This window comes from Parafrankia sp. EAN1pec (genome assembly GCF_000018005.1).
In the GTDB taxonomy this organism is placed as follows: domain Bacteria; phylum Actinomycetota; class Actinomycetes; order Frankiales; family Frankiaceae; genus Parafrankia; species Parafrankia soli.
Genome location: NC_009921.1, coordinates 7,077,573 through 7,096,312, shown reverse-complemented (window position 1 = coordinate 7,096,312; position 18,740 = coordinate 7,077,573). Strand labels below are relative to the sequence as shown.

16 protein-coding genes are annotated in these 18,740 nt (G+C 73.3%); 6 read left to right on the top strand and 10 right to left on the bottom strand.

Going from position 1 to position 18,740, the window contains the following annotated elements:
- Positions 1–88 precede the first annotated feature (88 nt).
- Entirely contained in the window at positions 89–709 is a 621-nt protein-coding gene (locus FRANEAN1_RS28930; RefSeq protein ID WP_157472830.1) for a hypothetical protein, read from the bottom strand.
- Positions 710–790: 81 nt separating this feature from the next.
- Between FRANEAN1_RS28930 and FRANEAN1_RS28925 the strand changes: the two genes are divergently transcribed.
- Positions 791–1,930: a hypothetical protein gene (locus FRANEAN1_RS28925; protein ID WP_157472829.1), complete on the top strand. Its 1,140-nt coding sequence runs from the start codon at positions 791–793 to the stop codon at positions 1,928–1,930.
- On the opposite strand, the gene FRANEAN1_RS28920 is transcribed toward FRANEAN1_RS28925, so the two are convergent.
- The 5 genes from FRANEAN1_RS28920 to FRANEAN1_RS28900 form a co-directional block, all read right to left on the bottom strand.
- Positions 1,902–3,200 carry a DUF58 domain-containing protein gene (locus tag FRANEAN1_RS28920; protein WP_020463293.1) on the bottom strand — a complete coding sequence of 433 codons (1,299 nt, stop codon included), beginning with the start codon at positions 3,198–3,200 and terminating at the stop codon, positions 1,902–1,904. The genes FRANEAN1_RS28925 and FRANEAN1_RS28920 overlap by 29 nt on opposite strands.
- Positions 3,201–3,209: 9 nt before the next feature.
- Positions 3,210–4,205, bottom strand: a complete 996-nt coding sequence (locus FRANEAN1_RS28915; RefSeq protein ID WP_347177265.1) for a MoxR family ATPase — start codon at positions 4,203–4,205, stop codon at positions 3,210–3,212.
- A gap of 41 nt (positions 4,206–4,246) precedes the next feature.
- Entirely contained in the window at positions 4,247–5,671 is a 1,425-nt protein-coding gene (locus tag FRANEAN1_RS28910) for a DUF4350 domain-containing protein (protein ID WP_020463291.1), read from the bottom strand.
- 86 nt (positions 5,672–5,757) lie between these two features.
- Positions 5,758–6,537, bottom strand: coding sequence for a DUF4129 domain-containing protein (locus FRANEAN1_RS28905; protein ID WP_020463290.1), 780 nt, complete (start codon positions 6,535–6,537; stop codon positions 5,758–5,760).
- Positions 6,534–7,718 carry a glycerophosphoryl diester phosphodiesterase membrane domain-containing protein gene (locus FRANEAN1_RS28900; RefSeq protein WP_020463289.1) on the bottom strand — a complete coding sequence of 395 codons (1,185 nt, stop codon included), beginning with the start codon at positions 7,716–7,718 and terminating at the stop codon, positions 6,534–6,536. The genes FRANEAN1_RS28905 and FRANEAN1_RS28900 overlap by 4 nt, the downstream gene beginning before the upstream one ends.
- 396 nt (positions 7,719–8,114) lie before the next feature.
- Between FRANEAN1_RS28900 and FRANEAN1_RS28895 the strand changes: the two genes are divergently transcribed.
- The 3 genes from FRANEAN1_RS28895 to FRANEAN1_RS28885 all read left to right on the top strand — a co-directional run bounded on the left by FRANEAN1_RS28895 (position 8,115) and on the right by FRANEAN1_RS28885 (position 11,226).
- Positions 8,115–9,017: a phosphoribosyltransferase family protein gene (locus FRANEAN1_RS28895; protein WP_041254894.1), complete on the top strand. Its 903-nt coding sequence runs from the start codon at positions 8,115–8,117 to the stop codon at positions 9,015–9,017.
- 566 nt (positions 9,018–9,583) lie between these two features.
- Complete coding sequence (gene raiA / locus FRANEAN1_RS28890) at positions 9,584–10,363, top strand: ribosome-associated translation inhibitor RaiA (RefSeq protein WP_020463287.1); 780 nt, start codon at positions 9,584–9,586, stop codon at positions 10,361–10,363.
- Between the two features lie 149 nt (positions 10,364–10,512).
- Entirely contained in the window at positions 10,513–11,226 is a 714-nt protein-coding gene (locus FRANEAN1_RS28885) for a response regulator transcription factor (protein ID WP_018505454.1), read from the top strand.
- Positions 11,227–11,312: 86 nt separating this feature from the next.
- Here FRANEAN1_RS28885 and FRANEAN1_RS28880 read toward each other — a convergent pair whose 3' ends face one another.
- Positions 11,313–11,864 carry a GNAT family N-acetyltransferase gene (locus tag FRANEAN1_RS28880; protein ID WP_041256629.1) on the bottom strand — a complete coding sequence of 184 codons (552 nt, stop codon included), beginning with the start codon at positions 11,862–11,864 and terminating at the stop codon, positions 11,313–11,315.
- Positions 11,865–12,284: 420 nt separating this feature from the next.
- On the opposite strand from FRANEAN1_RS28880, the gene secA reads away from it, so the two are divergent.
- Entirely contained in the window at positions 12,285–15,266 is a 2,982-nt protein-coding gene (gene secA, locus FRANEAN1_RS28875; protein ID WP_041254893.1) for a preprotein translocase subunit SecA, read from the top strand.
- Between the two features lie 102 nt (positions 15,267–15,368).
- Here the strand turns inward: secA and FRANEAN1_RS28870 are convergent, their stop codons facing one another.
- Both FRANEAN1_RS28870 and FRANEAN1_RS28865 read right to left on the bottom strand, forming a co-directional pair.
- On the bottom strand, positions 15,369–16,094 hold the full coding sequence (locus FRANEAN1_RS28870; RefSeq protein WP_020463284.1) for an Rv3235 family protein: 726 nt from the start codon (positions 16,092–16,094) through the stop codon (positions 15,369–15,371).
- An 80-nt stretch (positions 16,095–16,174) separates the two neighbouring features.
- Positions 16,175–17,458, bottom strand: coding sequence for a hypothetical protein (locus FRANEAN1_RS28865; RefSeq protein WP_041254892.1), 1,284 nt, complete (start codon positions 17,456–17,458; stop codon positions 16,175–16,177).
- Positions 17,459–17,730: 272 nt separating this feature from the next.
- Between FRANEAN1_RS28865 and FRANEAN1_RS28860 the strand changes: the two genes are divergently transcribed.
- Positions 17,731–18,300 (top strand): hypothetical protein, encoded by a 570-nt coding sequence (locus tag FRANEAN1_RS28860; protein WP_020463282.1) that lies wholly within the window; start codon positions 17,731–17,733, stop codon positions 18,298–18,300.
- An 87-nt stretch (positions 18,301–18,387) separates the two neighbouring features.
- Here FRANEAN1_RS28860 and FRANEAN1_RS28855 read toward each other — a convergent pair whose 3' ends face one another.
- Positions 18,388–18,624, bottom strand: a complete 237-nt coding sequence (locus tag FRANEAN1_RS28855) for a helix-turn-helix domain-containing protein (protein ID WP_020463281.1) — start codon at positions 18,622–18,624, stop codon at positions 18,388–18,390.
- Positions 18,625–18,740: the final 116 nt, after the last annotated feature.

Below are 18,740 nucleotides of genomic sequence, written 5' to 3'. Positions count from 1 at the left end.
TACGGCGAACGCTGTGCCTCCCCGCGCGGTCACGGCCCGTCCGGCCGCGATGTTCCCAACCGTTCGGCGGCCAGTTCGGTCGGCCATCCTAGCCGATCAGGAGTTCCTCGCCCCGGTACATCTCGGAGAGGAAATAGTCCGGACGGCGGAGCAGTTCGAGCGCCAGCGCCAGCCGGCGGCCGAGGGCCAGCAGCTCGATGAGGTCCGCGGTCGCGCCGTGGGGCGGCAGGGACCCGTCCGCGCGGGCCGTGCCCTGGTCCAGTCCGTGGTTGAGATCGAGGGCGACGGCGAGCGCGGCGCACTGCGCGTCCGAAAGCGCGGGGAGCCCGGCGAGACCGGCGAGCGAGGGCACCGCGGGGCGTGGCGGGGCGGCGGGCGCCCGAGCCGGGAGCGTGCCGGCGGCGAGCGGCTCGTCCGGAAGCGTCGGGCTGGGGATCATCGCGCCGGATCGCGCGCTGCCCGCACCGTTCGCGAGAGCGTGCATGATCTGGGTGCTGGAGCAGACCAGTGGATTGCCGCGCAGCAGCCAGTGCAGGGCTCGGGCGAGGTCGCGCGCGTCGCGCCGCCCGTACCCGGCGGCGAACAGCGCGCACGCCTCGCGCCCTACGCCGTCGGCATCCGCGGCGCCGAGCGCGCCGATGCGTGCCGCAAGATCCGGATCAAGGATGTCCACCCGCCTATCGTGCCGGCCGTCCTCGACCGTGAGCAAGAGCAGCTTTATTTCCGTACCCACAGAACTTACGCTGCTCTGAGGCACACAAAATCTTCTAAGCTGTGCCAAGCTCAGCTTGTGCCTCAGCACGAGCGCGGACGCGGTCCCGACCCCCGGATCACCCTTGCCAGGTTGCGGGTCTTCGTCTCGGTCGCGGAGCTCGACTGCTCGGTCAGCCGGGCCGCGGACGAGCTCCGCCAGACCCCGAACGCCGTCCGGCAGAACCTCGACCTGCTCCAGTCGGCCTTCGCCGGCCGCAGCCTCTTCGCTCAGGACCGGCGTGGCCTTTCGGTGTTCGGGACGGAGGTGTACCGCCAGGCGCGGGAGATGATGGACCGCTGGGGTGCGTTGTCGGACGCAGGCTCGTCGACGCTGCGCATCACGTTCCTCCCGCAGCACGCGCACCTGGTCTCCGCGGTGATGCGCCGGCTGCGCGTGACGGTCGCCGACGAACGTCCCGGCCGTGACGCCGACGGGCGTGACGGCCGGTCGGATGACCACATCGAGTGCACCACCAACGTGCTGGGCGAGCAGGACCGGTCGATGGTCGTGTTCGAGGAGAACGTCATCGGGTCGCTCCTGCACGGCGCGACGGACCTCGTCATCGGCCCGCCGCCCAGGCGGGTGGGTGATCCGCCCGCCCTCGACCGGCACCGGCTCTACACATCCCGGCTCGAGGCGATGATCGACTCCGCCGAGGTCGAGGTCGAGGCCGAGCACGGCATCGAGCTTCGGGATCTGGTCCGGCGCCGGCTGCTGGTGCCGCCGTTGCCCGCACGCTCCCGTCAGATGCTCGAGCGGGAGATCGCCGAGCACATTGCGGACGATCCGGGGATCGCGGCCCGGGTCGCGCACGAGGCATATGGCACCAAGGTGCTCGTCGCGTTCGGCCAGGACGGTCACGGCACCGTCGTCGTCCCGTCCGACATCGCGTTGCCGTTCAAGAGCGGCAGCTCGTTCGCGGGCACGCGGGCGGGCTTGTTCCGCTGGGTCCCGGTCCGCCGCGACGGCGTCGACCTGACCCAGGAGGTCTACGCGACCACGCGCGTCGATCCGGGGGAGCGGGCGCTGCGCGTCGTCCGGGAGCTGCGTGCCGTCGTGCGCGAGACGGGCCTGGACGCCGCCGCGGAGCCCCGGGAGCGTCCGGGCACCCCGGATCTCGCGCGGGGGGCCGCCGCGCGGGCCGCGGTCACAGGCGTCCGCGGGCCTTCAGCGTGAGGTAGGTGTCGGTGACCAGCGCCGCGTAGTGCGCCGGTGCCACGTCCACCACCTCGACGCCGCGGCGGCGCAGCGCCTCGGTCAGCTCGCGCCGCCGCAGCAGCGTCTGCTCGGCTGCCGCCGCCGCGTACACCTGGTGGACGTCGCCGTGCCCGGCTGTGAGCTCGTCAAGCCGGGGGTCGCGCAGCGCGGCCACGAGAACCGTGTGCCGGGAGGTCAGCGTGGGCAGCGCCGGCAGCAGGCCGTCCTCGATCACCGCCGGAACAAGCTCGGTGAAGATGACAACGAGGGCACGCCGGGAGGCGTTGCGCAGCACCGCCGAGGCCATCCCGGCGTGGTCGGCCTCGACGAGGGCCGGTTCCAGGGTGGCCATCGCATCGCTCATCCGGGCCAGCAGGCCGTTGTCCCGTGAGGTCGGCAGGGAGATCCGGCTGGTGCTGTCGTGGGCGACCAGCCCGACCCGGTCCCCGGCCCGCAGGGCGACGGCGGTGAGCAGCAGTGCGGCGTCCAACGCGTGGTCCAGCCGGGGGACGTCGCCGACCCGGCCGGCTGACGTCCGGCCGGTGTCGAGGACGCAGATGACCCGGCGGTCCCGTTCGGGCCGGAAGGTGCGGACGACCACCGAGCCGTGGTGGCGGGCGGTGGCCCGCCAGTCGATCGTCCGCACGTCGTCGCCGACGACGTACTCCCGCAGGCTGTCGAACTCCGAGCCGGCGCCGCCGCCGCGGATCGCGACCTCGCCCTCCACCTCGCGCAACCGGGCCAGCGCGGCCGGCAGGTGCTGGCGGGACGAGAACGGCGGCAGCACCCGCACCCGCCACGGGCAGTGGTGCCGGCCCTGCCGCCCGGCCAGGCCCAGCGGGCCCAGCGAGCGCACGGTGATGCGGACGGGCATCCGGTCACCGCGCCGGGTCGGGTTCAGCGTGGTCTCCAGGAACCGGCGCTCGCCCGCCGGCACCGTCACCCGGTGCACCCGCGGTCGGGCGCCGGCGGACGGCGGCCAGCCGTCGCGGATGCGGGCCCGCACGGTGCGGGTTCCGTTGTTGGTGACGGTCAGCACGAGCGGAACCGGCTGACCCAGCCGGGCCGCGGTCGGCCCGGAGCGGGCGAACGTGCACGCGCGCACCTGCCCCGCCAGCCACACGTCGACGCAGATCAGCGCGACGACCAGCAGGTTCACCAGCACGAAGGTCGCGCCTGGCACCGGGGAGAGAGCCACCACGACGATGCCGAGCGCGACCAGCGCCACGGCGCGGCCGGTGATCGCCACAGCTGCCCGTTACCGGGGGACGGGCACGACGGCGAGCACCTGGTCGAGCACGGTGTCGGCGGTGACGCCGTCCTGCTCGGCCTCCGGCCGCAGGCTGATCCGGTGGCGCAGGGTCGCCCGGGCCAGCGCCTTGACGTCGTCCGGCGTGGCGTACGTGCGCCCGGACAGCCAGGCCCACGCGCGGGTGGTCGCCAGCAGCGCGGTCGCCCCGCGCGGCGACACCCCGAGCTGCACCGACGGAGCCGCCCGGGTGGCCCGCGCCAGGTCCACGATGTACGCGAGCACCTCGGGGTGGATCTGCACCCTGGACACGGCCGCCCGCGCGGCCGCCAGATCGGCCGGGCCGGCCACCGGCGACACGCCGGCGGCGGCCAGGTCGCCCGGGTCGAACCCGCCGGCATGGTGGGCGAGGATCCGCACCTCGTCGTCGCGGGGCGGCAGCGGCAGCGTCACCTTGATCAGGAAACGGTCCAGCTGCGCCTCGGGAAGGGGGTAGGTCCCCTCGTGCTCGATGGGGTTCTGGGTCGCCAGGACGGCGAAGGGCGCCGGGAGCGGGCGTGGCACGCCCTCGACGGTGACCTGTCTTTCCTCCATGACCTCGAGCAGCGCCGCCTGGGTCTTCGGTGGCGTCCGATTGATCTCGTCCGCGAGCAGCAGGTTGGTGAAGACCGGCCCCTCACGGAACGTGAACTCGCTGGTCCGGCTGTCGTAGACGAGCGAACCCGTGACGTCACCCGGCATCAGGTCCGGGGTGAACTGCAGCCGCTTGGTGTCGAGCGACAACGCGGCCGCCAGCGTTCGCACGAGCAGGGTCTTCGCGACCCCGGGGACGCCTTCGAGCAGCACGTGGCCGCGACACAGCAGCGCCACGACGAGGCCGCTGACGGCGGCGTCCTGGCCCACGACGGCCTTCGCGACCTCGTCGCGCAGCGTCACCAGCGCGCGGCGGGCGGCCTCGGCGTCGGCGGGGGGAGGCGCCTGCGGAGCGGCCAGCGGCTTGCGCAGCGTCTCCGATCCGGGCGGGGGAGCGCCGAGGTTCGGGGATGTCACCTTCTGCCCACCTGTCGATCGAGTTCGTGCAGTGCGCGGGCCAGCCGGACGAGCGCGACGTCACCCTCGGCATCCCGCCTCGTCCTGGCAACCTGGACGTCGACCGGGCTCGGCGGGATCGGTGATGCCCATGAGGCGGGCGGGCCCTGGTGGGCCGGCCAGGGTGGTTGGGAATAGCCCGTGGGCGCCATGTCCGAACCGTACAGGAGTGGCCCGATCTCCATGGGTGACCGTCCGGTCTGTTCGGCGACGGAGGCCACGAGGACGGTCGGATCCGGACCACGGGTGTGCCACGGCGAGCCGGCCGCGGCGGTATCGATGCCGAGCCGGTCGGCGAGCCGGGCCCGCAGCCCCGCCCGCAGCGCCGCGGCGGCCCGTTCGCGGGCGTGCGCCGCGGCGTAGAGCCGGCCCCGGCCCTCGACGGTCTCGGTGGAGCGCACCACGACGGGCAGCGGCTCCTCGATCGGCGGCCCGAGCCGCCGTCCCTGCCACAAAGCGAGGAACACCAGGACGAGCAGGAGTTGCAGGGCGCCGAACCAGAAACCGTCGGGGAGCAGCTCCGACAGGCCTTTCGTGCCCACGGCGTCCTCGGCCGCGACGACCGGGGTCACCCACTCCAGCCGGGGGGCGCGGGCGAGCAGCCCGAGGGCCAGCGCCGCGTTCCCGGTCTCGTCCAGGCGTTCGTTGGTGAGGAAGCCGCCGCCGCCCAGGAGCACCAGGCGCCCGGTCGGCCCGCTGCCGACGTTCGACCGGGTGGGGGTGAGCACCGCCAACCGGGCCGCGCCGGGGTCGCCGTAGCAGAGCTCGACGCGGGTGGCGCCGCTCCGGCCGTCCGGGGTGCCCTGGCCGTTCTGGCTGTCCTGGCCATTGGTGCGGGCGAACGTCACCGAGTCGCCGACCGTGGTCGACCCGGCCGCGCCTGCCTCGGGGAGCGTGCACCCCGGGGGGGATTCGTCACCGTAGTCACCTTCGCCCGGCTGCCCGGTCGTGACCGGCAGGCCCAGCGCGACCACCACGCTGGGATCCGGGGCGACGAGAACGACGTCCGAGCCGGCGCGGGTGCTGGTCACCAGCGCGTCGAGCTCGGCCTGGGACAGCAGGTCGGGGTTGGTGACGACCACCGTCCGCCCTGTGGACGTCCCCGCGGGGCCGGGCGCCGGGGCTGCCATCGGCACCTGCTCGCCGGCCGTCACCGTCACCCCGCGGGCGCGCAGGATCTCCGCGACCGCCCGGGTGCCGTATCCGTCCGCGGAGGTGATGTCCAGGTAGCCGTGGCCGGCCGGGCGGCTGACCACGGCGGTGATCACCGCGTACGCGATCACCAGTGCGCCGAGGACGGCGCCGAGCCGCACCGCGCGCCGGATGGCCGGCGGCCGGGGACCGCTGCGGACGTGGGTCGAGCCACCCCCGCCTCGGCCCACGCCTGCGCCTGAGCGCGGTCCCGCTGGGGTGCCGAAGGGCCCGGAGGCCGGTGTCGCCGGGCGCGGGCGGTCAGTCGGCGGAGCGGTCATGCCGGGACCGGGCGGGATCCGTCGTCGGACCGGCCATCGGACCGGCCGTGGCCCGGGCGGCCTCGCACGCCCGTGAGCTGCTCGTCCGCCCGCACCAGAACCTCGTAGGCCTGCTCGGTGGCCGGCCCACCGCCGTACCAGATCTCGCTGAACACCTCGACGGCCGCGACCAGCGCACCGATCGCATCGCTGTCGCGGTCGATGGCAGCGCGGACGGCGTCGACGAGCTCGCCGGCCGTGCGTCCAGGTCTCGGGTCCAGCACTCCACGCTCCTCCAGCATCCGCACGATCGCCCGTAGCCGGGACCGCACCGCCTCGGCGTACGCGCCCTGGCCGGCCTGGTCCCGGGCCAGTACGCGGAGCTGGTCGGCGGTGAGGGGACTGGACAGGTCGGTCTCCTCCGCCTGGTCCCGCGCGGTCCGCCGGACGGGGCCCAGCCACAGCCGGATCACAACGGCGAGCGCGACGAGCACGAGGACCACGGCGAGGACACCGAGTCCGTTGAAACCGCCCACGCCGGCACCGGTGTCCGGGGTCAGCCAGTTCCACAGGTCGGCGAGGCGGTCGTTGATCCAGGTGATGGCCCGGGTGAACCAGTCGGGCTGGGCGTCCTGGTAGACGCTCTTGGACAGTTCGCGCCGAGCCTCGTCCTGCGCCCCCTCGCGCGTCACCGGCCCCCCGAGCGGGCCGCCGGCCGCCGCCGGGGCGACGGCCGGAGCGACGACGGAGGGGAGGAACGAGGGCAGGAAGGGAGCGGACAGGTGGCCGGTGATCACGGAGTGGCCGCGCGTTGGCGGGCCGCCTCGGTGAGGGTGACGTCCAGCCCCTCGCGGCGGATGCGCCGATCGATGTAGAGGAGGACGACGGCCCCGGAGAGCACCGGAGTCGCGACCGTCGTGGCGAGCAGGCTGCCGATCGCGTTGACGATGTGCCCGGCCACGGTCAGGTCTCCCTCGACCAGGCTGCCGAACGTCTGCTCGGACGACATGAGGATCACGCTGGTCGGGATCGCGAAGATCAACATCAGGACCCCGCCGACCGCCGCGGAGAGGAGGAGAACGCCGAGCGTCCGCCACCACGATCCCTTGACCAGCCGCCACGAGCGCCGAAGCGCGTCGCCGGTCGACTGCGCCTCGAGCACGTAGGCCGGTGTGGCCAGACTCAGGTAGACGGCGACCACGACCGCCCCCACGATCAGCGCGACCAGGCCGAGCGCGCTCAACAGCGTGACCGCCAGGGTCAGCATCAGCAGACCGCCCAGCCGGGGGGTGACCCGGCGGACGGCGTCGCCCGCGGTGATCCGCCCGCCGAGCGTCGCCTCGCTCACCACCACCGCGAGCACCCCGGAGAGGAAGATCCCGAGCGCCGCGTTCAGGCCGAAGAGCAGCAGCGTCAGTACCGTTGCCGCCGTATTGGACATCTCCTCGGCGGCGATCGCGGCGACCGTGCTGATCGTCTCGACCACGGCGGTGGCGCCGAGGGTAAGGCCGAGGGTGGCGCCGGGGTTCGACCGGATCGTCGCGAAGGTCCCGTCGAGGATCTCGCCGACCGCCAGCGGGCGCAGCGGGATCACGCCGGGCTTGGGTGCGATCGGCGGACCGCCCCACCCGTTCGGGCCCCACGCGCCGTAGCCCCGGGCCGGGCCGGGTTGCTGGCCGTAGCCACCGTGCGGCCCGTACCCGCCCGGCCCGTACCCGCTGTTCGGGCTGTTCGGGACGTAGCCGGGGGGAGCGCCCTGTCCGGGGACCGGCGCCGCGGAGGGGTCGCTGCCGGGGGCCTGCCAGCCGCCGGGCGCAGGCCATTCGCCGGGCGTGGGCGCGCCGCTTCCGGGGCCGGGTGGTGGCTGATCCCACGAACCGGGGGGTGGGTGCTGCGGGCCCGGGGAGGGCGCACCCCACGAGCCGGGCTGTTCCGGTCCGGGCGTGCCGGGAGGGGTCTGACCGGCTCCGTCCGTCATCGTGGTCTCCCTGTACTAGTTGCCGTCCCATGTCGACCAACGTTTCTGGCGACCGCATCGTTGCAGACCGAGTACGGACACCTCCCGACCGGGCGCCCTGTCGACGCGGGGCGATCGCCCGCCGCCGGCCCGGCGACGGGCCACCGCCGTGCCGGGCGGACGCGCAGGTCTGGCAGACGGGCCGGTCCGGATGCGCCGGGCGTCGTCGATGTGCGCCGGGTGCCGCTGATGCCGGCGTGGCCGGTGCGGCGCAGCGGGCAGTTCATGGCCCCGTGCCGGGTTCTGCTCTGGCCGGGTCCGGCCCGCGTCGTCCACAGCCGCCGCGTGCGGTGCTGTCTGTCCACAACTCGGGTCCGGCGATGGCGAAGCCGGTCGATCACCGGTCATTCTCGTCCGGTGACCCGTTTTCCCCACCTCGCCGAGGCCCTGACGATCCTCGCGGATCTCGTGCTGCCGCGCACCTGCGCGGGCTGCGGCCGGCCCGGTGAGGCCGCCTGTGCGCGTTGCGCGGCGGCCCTGGCGGGTCCCCCAGTTCTCGCCGCTCCGGGTCCCACGGCCAGCCCGGGGCGGCGAGGCCACCATCCAGCCAGCCACTCCCAGTGGCCCGGCCGGCCACGTGGTCCCTCGTTACAGCCGGCGCTCCGGCCGGCGATGCCCCCCGCCTTCGCGGCGGCCTCGTACGCCGGTGCCGCCCGGGTCCTTCTGCTCTCCTATAAGGAGCGTGGGCGGGTCGACCTCGCTCCCGTGCTGGGCCAGGCGCTCGCGCGGGCGGTGGCGGTCGCGCTGGTGGCGGTCGCACCCGGCGGTAGCCGGCCCCCACCGGTGCTCCTCGTCCCGGTCCCGACGACGGCCGCGGCGCGGCGGCGCCGAGGGGTCGACCACGTCGCCCGGCTCGCGGCGGTCGCCGCCCGGTCCCTCGCCCACCGCGGGCTCCGGGCGCGGGTAAGCGCGGCGCTGCGGGTGTCGCGGCCCGGAGCCGACCAGGCCGGCCTCGGGGCGGCGGCACGGTCACGCAACCGTTCGGGGGCGTTCGCGCTGCGCACCGGCGTGCCTTCGCCGCGTCCCGGGGAGATCACGGTCGTCGTGGACGACATCGTCACCACCGGTGCGACTGTCCGGGAGGCGGTGCGCGCGCTGCGCGCGGGCGGCTGGGCGCCGGCGGCCGGCGCGGCGGTGGCCGCCACACCGCTCCAGCACGGGCGCGACGCGCCATCCTTCGGGATTGCCCGCCGCCCGGGCGGTGGAAGGGGGACACTGGGCGCGAGCGCTCCGCCCCCGGAGCCGACGGCGACAAGCTGATGCCGGCAATGACCGTCACTGCTCGGCGCGGTGCCGTCGTCCTGGACGAGGTCGGCGTGCGGCCCACCGTCGCGACGCGACGGATGCGGCGCACGGCCCCCCGTCCCGGGCCGCCGTCCCGGGGCTGCCGGCCCGGTCGAGGAGCGCGCGAGGCGGGGCCTTCGGAACGCGCCGACCGGCTTCACGGCGCGGCCGGCCGCTCCCAGGATGCCGGTCCGGAATCTCCCGATATTGGTAGGGCCGTTCCGGCATAGACCCGACCGGCGAGGGGAAGGAGCCGAGCGAGGCGGGTCGGTGGAAACACCGCCGATGCCGTGGTCACCGGACAGCGAGGCGCGCCCATGGAAGGAGCCGTCCGGCAGCGCCAGAAGCCAGCACCAGCTGATTTGCACCAGCTGATTTGCACGAGGTACTGCACCAGGAACGTTGACAACCTACGGCGGCACACGAGGTGACCTCGGCACGCCGAGGTCAGCCATCGACGGCCGCCCGAGGTACCGACTCGCCGGTCGCGTCGATCCCCCACGGATCGGCCGACCGGGCCAGGTGAACGGGAGGTGGATCGCGTGGACATCGTGGTCAAGGGCAGGCACACCGCGGTTCCGGAACGGTTCCGCAGGCATGTCCAGGCCAAACTCGCGAAGCTCGAGCGGCTCGACTCCAAGGTCATGCTGGTCGACGTCGAACTCTCCAAGGAACACAACCCTCGGCTGTCGGACACCTGCGACCGTGTCGAGCTCACCGTGTATTCGCGGGGCCCGGTGATCCGTGCGGAGGCCGCCGCGGCCGACGCCTACGCCGCGCTCGATCGCGCTACCGCCAAGCTGGCGGAGCGCCTGCGCCGCGCTTCGGACCGGCGGGTCCGCCACCACGCCAACCACGCGGGTGCGAACCACCCGGTTCCCGGCCGGGCGGGTGCCGTCCCGGACATCCCCGTCGTCCCGACCGGCCGCCAGCCGGAGACGGACACCGCCGGTCCGCCGGTCCCGGGCGCCGAGGACGGCGCGGCGGGCCTCGCCGCCGTCGGATCCGAGACCCGCGCGAAGCGGCCGAGCTGGTCGACGGCCGACGACGGCGACGGCGACGGCGACGATTCCGACTACTCGCCGATGGTGGTACGCGAGAAGACCCACGCGGCCGCGCCCATGACGCTCGACGACGCCCTGTCGAACATGGAGCTCGTGGGGCACGACTTCTACCTTTTCCTCGATGCCGCTAGCGGCCTGCCCAGCGTCGTGTACCGCCGATGCGGCTACGACTACGGCGTCATCCGGCTCGAGGGAGCGGCCGGAGACAGCATGATCGGCGCCCGGGAACGAACGGCGGCGGTCATTTCCGCCGTGTGACGGTCGATCCCCCCTGCCGGCGTGGGACCATTTGCCTTGGGTGTCGGACTCCCGGCATCGGTGCACACGGCACGTTCCACGGGTTGTGCCCCCGGCGTCGCGACGCCGGGGGCACAACCCCGCGGGAGCGGTTCCAGGGGAGGTCGGAGATGACGGTGGACGAGCAGCGTTCCGAGGAGGCGCTGCGTACGCCATCGGAGGCGAATCCCATCCGGGTGCTCATCGTTGACGACCATGCCCTGTTCCGGCGCGGCCTGGAGATGGTCCTGGCGCAGGAGGTCGACATCGAGGTCGTCGGTGAGGCCGCCGACGGGGCGGAGGCGGTCACGATGGCCGCCGAGATGGCGCCGGACATCGTCCTGATGGATGTCCGCATGCCCAGGCGCGGTGGGATCGACGCCACGAGCGCCATCAAGGAGAAGGTGCCCAGCGCGAAGATCGTGATGCTCACGATAAGTGACGAGGAAGCCGACCTCTTTGACGCCATCAAGGCCGGCGCCATGGGCTACCTCCTCAAGGAGATCTCGATCGACGAGGTCGCCGCGGACATTCGGGCGGTCTACAACGGCCAGAGCCTCATCAGCCCGTCCATGGCCTCCAAGCTGCTCAGCGAGTTCGCGGCCATGATCAAGACGAAGGACGACCGCCCGCAGCTCCCGACACCGCGGCTGACCGACCGGGAGATGGAGGTCCTCCGCCTGGTCGCCAAGGGGCTGAACAACCGGGACATCGCCAAGCAGCTCTACATCAGCGAGAACACGGTGAAGAACCACATCCGGAACATCCTGGAGAAGCTCCAGCTCCACTCCCGGATGGAGGCGGTGGTGTACGCGGTGCGGGAGAAGTTGCTCGAGATCACCTGACGGCCTCGCGCCCGGCGGGCCCGCGGTGTCCGCCGAGCCGCGCGGCGGCGGTCAGCCGGGCCCGTTGGCGAGCCGCAGGGCGGCGGTCAGACGGGCGGGTCCGTGGCGAGCCGGGTGCCGATCCAGCAGTCGTGGCGGACGCCGTCCCCCAGGACGATCGCGCTGCGCAGCGTGCCGTCGAGGGTGAACCCGAGCTTCTCCGCCACCCGGCGGGAGGCGTGGTTTCCGACCGCCGCGCGCCACTCGACGCGTTCCAGCCCAAGAGCGCCGAACCCCCAACGCAGCAGCGCCGCCGCCGCCCGGGTGGCCACGCCCTGGCCGCGGGCGTCGGCGGCGCACCAGTAGGAGATCTCCGCGTCCCCCTCGTCGGTCAGGTCCTGCAGGGCCACCGACGCCAGGAGCGCTTCGGTGGTGGCGTCGACGACGGCCAGCGGCGTGCCCGTCGCCGTCGCCCACGCGTCCGGCGCCTGCCGGCAGACGAAGTCCTCCGCGTGGTCTCTCGTGTAGGGAACGGGGACCCGCGTCCACCGCGGAATCTCGGGATCCTGACAGGCCCCGCGCACGGCGTCGACGTCCGAGGCCTTCCAGGGACGTAGGTGCAGCGCACCCGCGGTGATCTCGACGGGCTCGAGCGGAATCCGCTGGACGGCGCGCTCGGCGCCCGGCCCGGGCCGGCGCGCAGGGGGCAGCCAGGGGCCGGGGACGGGGCCGGGACCGGATCCGGTGTCGGAACGCATACCGCCACGATGCCAGCACCCCGGGCCGCGGCGGCGTGCTCGCGGCCCGCCGTCGGCACCCGATTCGGTGGTGGGCGCGAGACGTTTCCGACGATGGCCGGCGGGCCACGGCACGCGTTGCCAGGCCGGGCACGGGCGCCGCCGCTCGGTCGTTGTGTACTCGCGGGGGAGGGAGGCGCCGCGGCGACCTGGGCGCGGTGCGCGGCTCCCGATCCCGGCGCGCCGCCGCCGGTCCGAGGACGGGCCGTGGGTGGCGATCGAGGGGCTAGCATCTTGGTTGTCGGTGAGCCTCGCCGACATGCCTGCCGGAGGAGTTTCGCCGTGGTTCTAGACAAGATCTTGCGTGCCGGTGAGGGCCGGATTCTGCGCAAGCTCAAGGCGATCGCCGAGCAGGTGAACCTCATCGAGGACGACTTCACCGGTCTGACCGACGCCGAGCTGCGCGGGATGACCGACGAGTTCCGCCAGCGCCTGGCCAGCGAAGAGGAAACCCTCGACTCGTTGCTGCCCGAGGCGTTCGCGACGGTGCGCGAGGCGGCGCGGCGCACGCTCGGCCAGCGCCATTTCGACGTCCAGATCATGGGTGGCGCGGCGCTGCACCTGGGCAACATCGCCGAGATGAAGACCGGTGAGGGCAAGACCCTGGTCTCCACGCTGCCGTCCTACCTGAACGCCCTGAGCGGCAACGGCGTCCACATCGTCACGGTGAACGACTACCTGGCCCAGCGCGACGCCGAGAACATGGGCCGTGTCCACCGCTTCCTCGGCCTCACGGTCGGTGTCATCCATCCCCAGATGCCGCCGTCGGTGCGCCGCCAGCAGTACCGGTGCGACATCACCTACGGCACGAACAACGAGTTCGGGTTCGACTATCTGCGCGACAACATGTCCTGGAGCGCCGAGGAACTGGTCCAGCGCGGCCATCACTTCGCCGTCGTGGACGAGGTCGACTCCATCCTCATCGACGAGGCCCGCACGCCCCTGATCATCAGCGGCCCGGCCGACAACCCGACCCGCTGGTACACCGAGTTCTCGCGGATCGCCCCCCTGCTCGAGCGGGACGTCGACTACGAGGTCGAGGAGGGCAAGCGGACGGTCTCGATCAGCGAGGTCGGCGTAGAGAAGGTCGAGGACCAGCTCGGCATCGAGAACCTGTACGAGTCGGTGAACACCCCCCTCGTCGGTTACCTCAACAACGCGCTGAAGGCCAAGGAGCTCTACAAGCGGGACAAGGACTATATCGTCACCGACGGTGAGGTCCTCATTGTCGACGAGTTCACCGGTCGCGTCCTGCACGGCCGCCGTTACAGCGAGGGAATGCACCAGGCGATCGAGGCCAAGGAGAAGGTCGAGATCAAGCAGGAGAACCAGACCCTGGCGACGATCACTCTCCAGAACTACTTCCGGCTCTACGACAAGCTGTCCGGAATGACCGGTACGGCCATGACGGAGGCCGCCGAGTTCCACCAGATCTACGCCCTCGGCGTGGTGCCGATCCCGACCAACAAGCCGATGGCTCGCACGGACCAGGCCGACGTCGTCTACAAGACCGAGATCGCGAAGTTCGACGCGGTCGTGGAGGACATCGCCGAGCGGCACGAGAACGGTCAGCCCGTCCTGGTCGGCACGACCAGCGTGGAGAAGTCGGAGTACCTGTCCAAGCAGCTCGCCAAGCGCGGTGTCCGGCACGAGGTGCTGAACGCCAAACACCACGAGCGCGAGGCGATGATCATCGGCGAGGCGGGCCGGCGCGGCGCGGTCACCGTGGCGACGAACATGGCCGGCCGAGGCACCGACATCATGCTCGGCGGCAACCCCGAGTTCATCGCCCAGACGGAGCTTCGCCAGCGCGGCCTGTCTCCGATCGACACCCCGGACGACTACGAGGCGGCCTGGCCCGAGGCGCTGGAGAAGGCCCGTGCGTCGGTCAAGGCCGAGCACGAGGAAGTCGTCAACGCCGGTGGCCTCTATGTGCTCGGCACCGAGCGGCACGAGTCCCGCCGGATCGACAACCAGCTGCGCGGCCGTGCCGGCCGTCAGGGCGACCGCGGCGAGTCCCGGTTCTACCTCTCCCTCGGTGACGACCTCATGCGGTTGTTCAACGCCGCGGCGGTCGAGGGCATCATGGACCGCCTCAACATCCCGGACGACGTCCCGATCGAGTCCAAGATCGTGACTCGCGCGATCCGTTCCGCGCAGACCCAGGTCGAGGGCCAGAACTTCGAGATCCGCAAGAACGTCCTCAAGTACGACGAAGTCATGAACAAGCAGCGCACCGTGATCTACGAGGAGCGCCGCAAGGTCCTGGAGGGCGCCGACCTGCACGAGCAGGTTCGCCACTTCGTTGATGACACCGTCGAGGGCTATGTGCGCGGCGCGACGGCCGACGGGTACCCGGAGGAGTGGGACCTCGAAACCCTCTGGTCGGGCCTGGGCCTGCTCTACCCGGTCGGCGTCGACGCACCGGGCACCGACGACCGCGAGGGGCTGACCTCCGACCTCCTGCTCGAGGATCTTCAGGCGGACGCGCAGGACGCCTACGACCGGCGCGAGGCCGACCTCGGCGACAAGCCGGACGGCGAGGCCGTCATGCGTGAGCTGGAGCGCCGGGTGGTGCTCGCGGTACTCGACCGCAAGTGGCGTGAGCACCTCTACGAGATGGACTACCTGCAGGAGGGCATCGGCCTGCGGGCGATGGGGCAGCGAGACCCGGTCGTGGAGTACCAGCGCGAGGGCTTCGACATGTTCCAGACGATGATGGAGGGCATCAAGGAGGAGTCGGTCCGCCTCCTGTTCAACGTCGAGGTGCAGGTAGCGGGGCGGGACACCGACCAGAGCGGCACCGCGCCCGAAGGAGCGCCCGCAGCCCCGGCCGGCACGACGCCCACGCCGGCCACCCCGGCCGAGCGCGGCTCCGTGTCCGTCGGCGCGGTGCCTCTGGTCACCCCGGCCGCGCCCGCACCGGCGCAGCCCGCGCGGACCGCTCCCGAGCCTCCGCCGGCCCCGGTGCCGGCGTCCCCGCCGCCCGTCTTCGTCAAGGGCCTCGAACCGCACCGCCCGACCGGTGGACTGCGTTACACGGCGCCGTCTGTCGACGGCGGCTCGTCCACGGTGACGACCGTCGACAACGGGTCCGAGCTGTCCCGTGCCGGCGGTGGTGGGCCGCGCTCGGCCGGCGGCGGCGTGTCCCGCGGCGCTGGCGAGGGCGGAACGGCCCGCCCGGCACGCAACGCGCCCTGCCCCTGCGGCTCGGGGCGGAAGTACAAGCGCTGCCACGGCGATCCGGCCCGCCGCAACGACTGACGGAACCACCGGAAAGCCAGAGGTGGGGCGGGTGCGTCGCCGGAGCTCTCCGCCCCGCCTCTGGCCGGTTGGCTGAGCTGGCCGGTCAGCCGAGCTGGAGAATCAGCCGAGCTGGAGGGTCGTCACCTGCCAGCGGCCGGCCGCGTGCTCCATCCGCAGCGCGAGCGCCCGTACTCTGGGACCCCTGCTGACCACGGCGCTGACCTCCGCGACCCCGGGCAGCGGCTCGCTGACCCGCACGCTGCGCACCTGCGAAGGCTGACGGGTGGCCAGGGACGAGGCCGTCCGCTGGAAGTCGCTCTGCAGGGCGGCCGTGCTCCAGGGGGCCAGATGCGCGGCCGGGCGGGCTCCGGACAACACCTCGATGATCACTCGCACGACGACGGCCGCGGTCCGGCGCGGGTCCGGTGACGTCCCCGGGCCCGTCGGTGCCCGTGCCGCGAGCCGCGGTGCCACCGCGGCGGCACCGTCCGCCGGCTGGCGCGCCGGCGTGCGGGTCGTTCGGGCGGGCTGCGGCCACGGGAGGGTCCGTTGGTCCGGCAGGAGGTGGCGGGCGGCGCCGCGTTCGGCGCGGGACACCATCCTGGCCGGCGCGCCCATAGCGGTCGACGGGGCGTTTGGCGTGGTGGTCGGCGCCGCGACTCGTGAATACCGGGCACCCGCGGACCGGTCGGTTCCCGGGGCTCGCCCGGCCGGCGCGGTCTGCTCGGGTGGGACGGTTTCATCGTCGTAGGGCGGGTCGATGGGACGCACGGGCATCAACCGGGGCGTTGTGGCGACATGGGGACGCCGGCGACGGGGCAGGGTCAGGGCGGTCGTCGCGGTCACGGCGGACCTTTCGGGGGATGGTGGGGCGTCATCGCCCAGGCACCGAGGGACCTGGGCCGGGCAGGTGGCTGTAGCCGGGGTCAGGGACTGGGCGGCGGCAGGAGCCGCTGGCCGGGAAGAAGAAGATCCGGATCGGGCCCGATCACGTCGGCGTTCGCCGACCACCAGCGCGGCCACTCGGCCGCGATCTGATCGGTCGTGGCGGTAGGCCCGAGGTGACGGGCGACGATCGTCCACAGGCTGTCTCCGCGCAGCACGACGACCTCCGCGGCCGCGCCCGGATTCGTCGGGGGAGTGCCCGGGGATGCGCCGGGCGCCGTGCCCGGCGTGCCCGTGCCGAGCGGCGCGGAGGGCACGAGGGGATCACCCCCGCCGTTGCCGGAAGGCGCGGAAGCACTGGGCGCTGCGGCGGCGGGCGTCGGAGCGGTGGTGCTCGGCGCACTGGGGGCCGGTGCACCTGGGGTCGGGTTTGTGGGCCGTGGCGTGCTGGTGCCGGACGGCTGGCCGGCCTGGCCCTGCTGATCGGTGTGCTCGGCCCGGTCGGGATGGCCGAGGAAGGGCCATCCGCGCGCGGTCGCCGTGGCCGATCGGTCCGTGGGCGCGGCGCCGGGGTCAGGGGCGGCCGTGGCGGGATCCGGCGGCTGCTGCGCACGGGTGGGTGGATCGGCCGCGCTGACCGGGGTCATCGGCACGACCTGGACGTCGTCCGGCAGGCCACGCCCGGCACCGGGCGACGGCACGTTTCCGGCCGGCGGCACCGCGGTCGCGCCCTCCGCCGGGGTGGCACCGGCGGCGGAACCACCGGAGCCGGACGCCCTCGCCGCGTCGGCGCCGGCGGCCGCGTCGGGGTGGCCCAGGTAGGGCCAGCCACGCTGGGAGGCGGCCAGCCCGCCCGTCGGCCCGATAGCCGGGGCGCCCGCCGAAGCGTCCGCTGACACGCTCGCCGACGCCGTGGCGGCGGGCAGGCCGGTGGCGGCCGAAGCCGGGCTGGCGCCGAGAACGGGGCTGACGCTCGCGGCCACGAGGGTCACCCCGAGGCCGATTTCGACGATCCGGCGCACCGCGCTGGGCAGGACCCGGCGGGCGAGCGCGGCGAACACCCGGCCGGCCGCGCCCGGCAGCGCGGCCAGGACGCCGAGCACCACTCCGGCGCACAGCCACAGCAGGCAGATCCAGGCGATGATGCCGAGGCAGTTGGCGAACGCCAGCTCCGGCTCGTCGGCGAACCACGTGGGGATGTCGCCGGGGCTCGACGGCAGGTCCGCCAGCCGCGGGCCCAGCAGGATCAGCACCGCCGCGACACCGAGGGCGAGCACGGCGCTGCCCACCCTGGCGGCCGAGTCCCGCCGCGCCCCTGAGATCATCTTTGGTGACCGTCCGTCCGGGTATGGGAGCAGTGCCGGCCATGGGCGATGTACCTGGCTGTGTCGAGGTACATCGCCCATGGGCGGGCATTGCTGCTATCGGTAGCCATGTCGGCCTCCGGATTGGCTCGGGGTCAGGGAGCCGAACTACGGCAGAGGCCGTTTGGTTACGTTTGCTTGTGTAACCCGCCGAAAGGCGTATGTCAATCCGTCCTGCTTCGTCTGATCGGGGTCGTGACGGTTGACCTGTAGAAATGGAGGTTGGTGCCGCGATGCGCTGGGAGGACCTGTTCGCCGATCTTGAGCTGCAGTGGGAGGCCGCCGAGGCGGCCGAGCTCGAAGCGGAGATCGCTGACCGGACGCGGCGGGAGGCCGGTTACCTCCGGCTGCTCGACCGGTTGCGACCGGCGGTGGGGGCCGAGGTGAGATGCCTGCTGCGGGGCGGGCCGACGGCCGGCCCCACAGCCGTCACCGGGCGGCTCACCGCGCTCGGGGTTGATTGGCTCCTGCTGTCCGAGTCCGGCCCGGCGGAGGTGCTGGTGCCGAGATCGTCGCTGCTCGCGGTGCGCGGCCTGCCGACGGTGTCGGCGCAGCCTGGGCACGAGGGCCGTCTCGCGGCCCGGCTCGACCTGCGCCACGTGCTGCGCGGCCTGGTGCGCGACCGGGCGGCCTGCGCGGTCGCCCTGCTCGGCGGCGGGCAGCTGACCGGGACGCTGCTGCGCGTCGGCGCGGACTTCGTCGAGCTCGCCGAACATCCGCTGGGCGAGTTCGCCCGCCGCGGCGAGGTGCGCTCCGGCTGGACGGTGCCCCTCGAGGGCCTCGCGTTCATCCGGCGCGGCTGAGCCCACGGCGACCGGCACGGTGGAAACCCCGGCGACCGACGGCTGGACGTCCAGCCGCCCGGCCCGGGTGCGGGTGTTCGGGGTGGGTCAGTCCTCGGGCAGGGTCTCGTTGCGGCTCATCGGGTTGGCGGCCACGAAGGCGCGGGTCTGCTCGTACGCGCGTTGGATGTAGGCCTCGAGCTCGCTGCGCTCGACCCGCCACTGGCCCCGCCCGCCGATCTTGATGGCGGGCAGCTCACCGGAGCGAACGAGAGCGTACGTCTGGCTGGCAGAGATGTTGAGGATCTCTGCCACGTCGCTGAGCTGAAGGAAGCGGTCGTTCATCAACGCCTCCTCTCCGGTGACGGTCGGCGCGTCTTACCTGTGTATCAGACTTCCCGCCTCGCATCGCGTTCGAATGCCTTGGCTTGTGGATAACTGCTCACGATACCGATCGATGG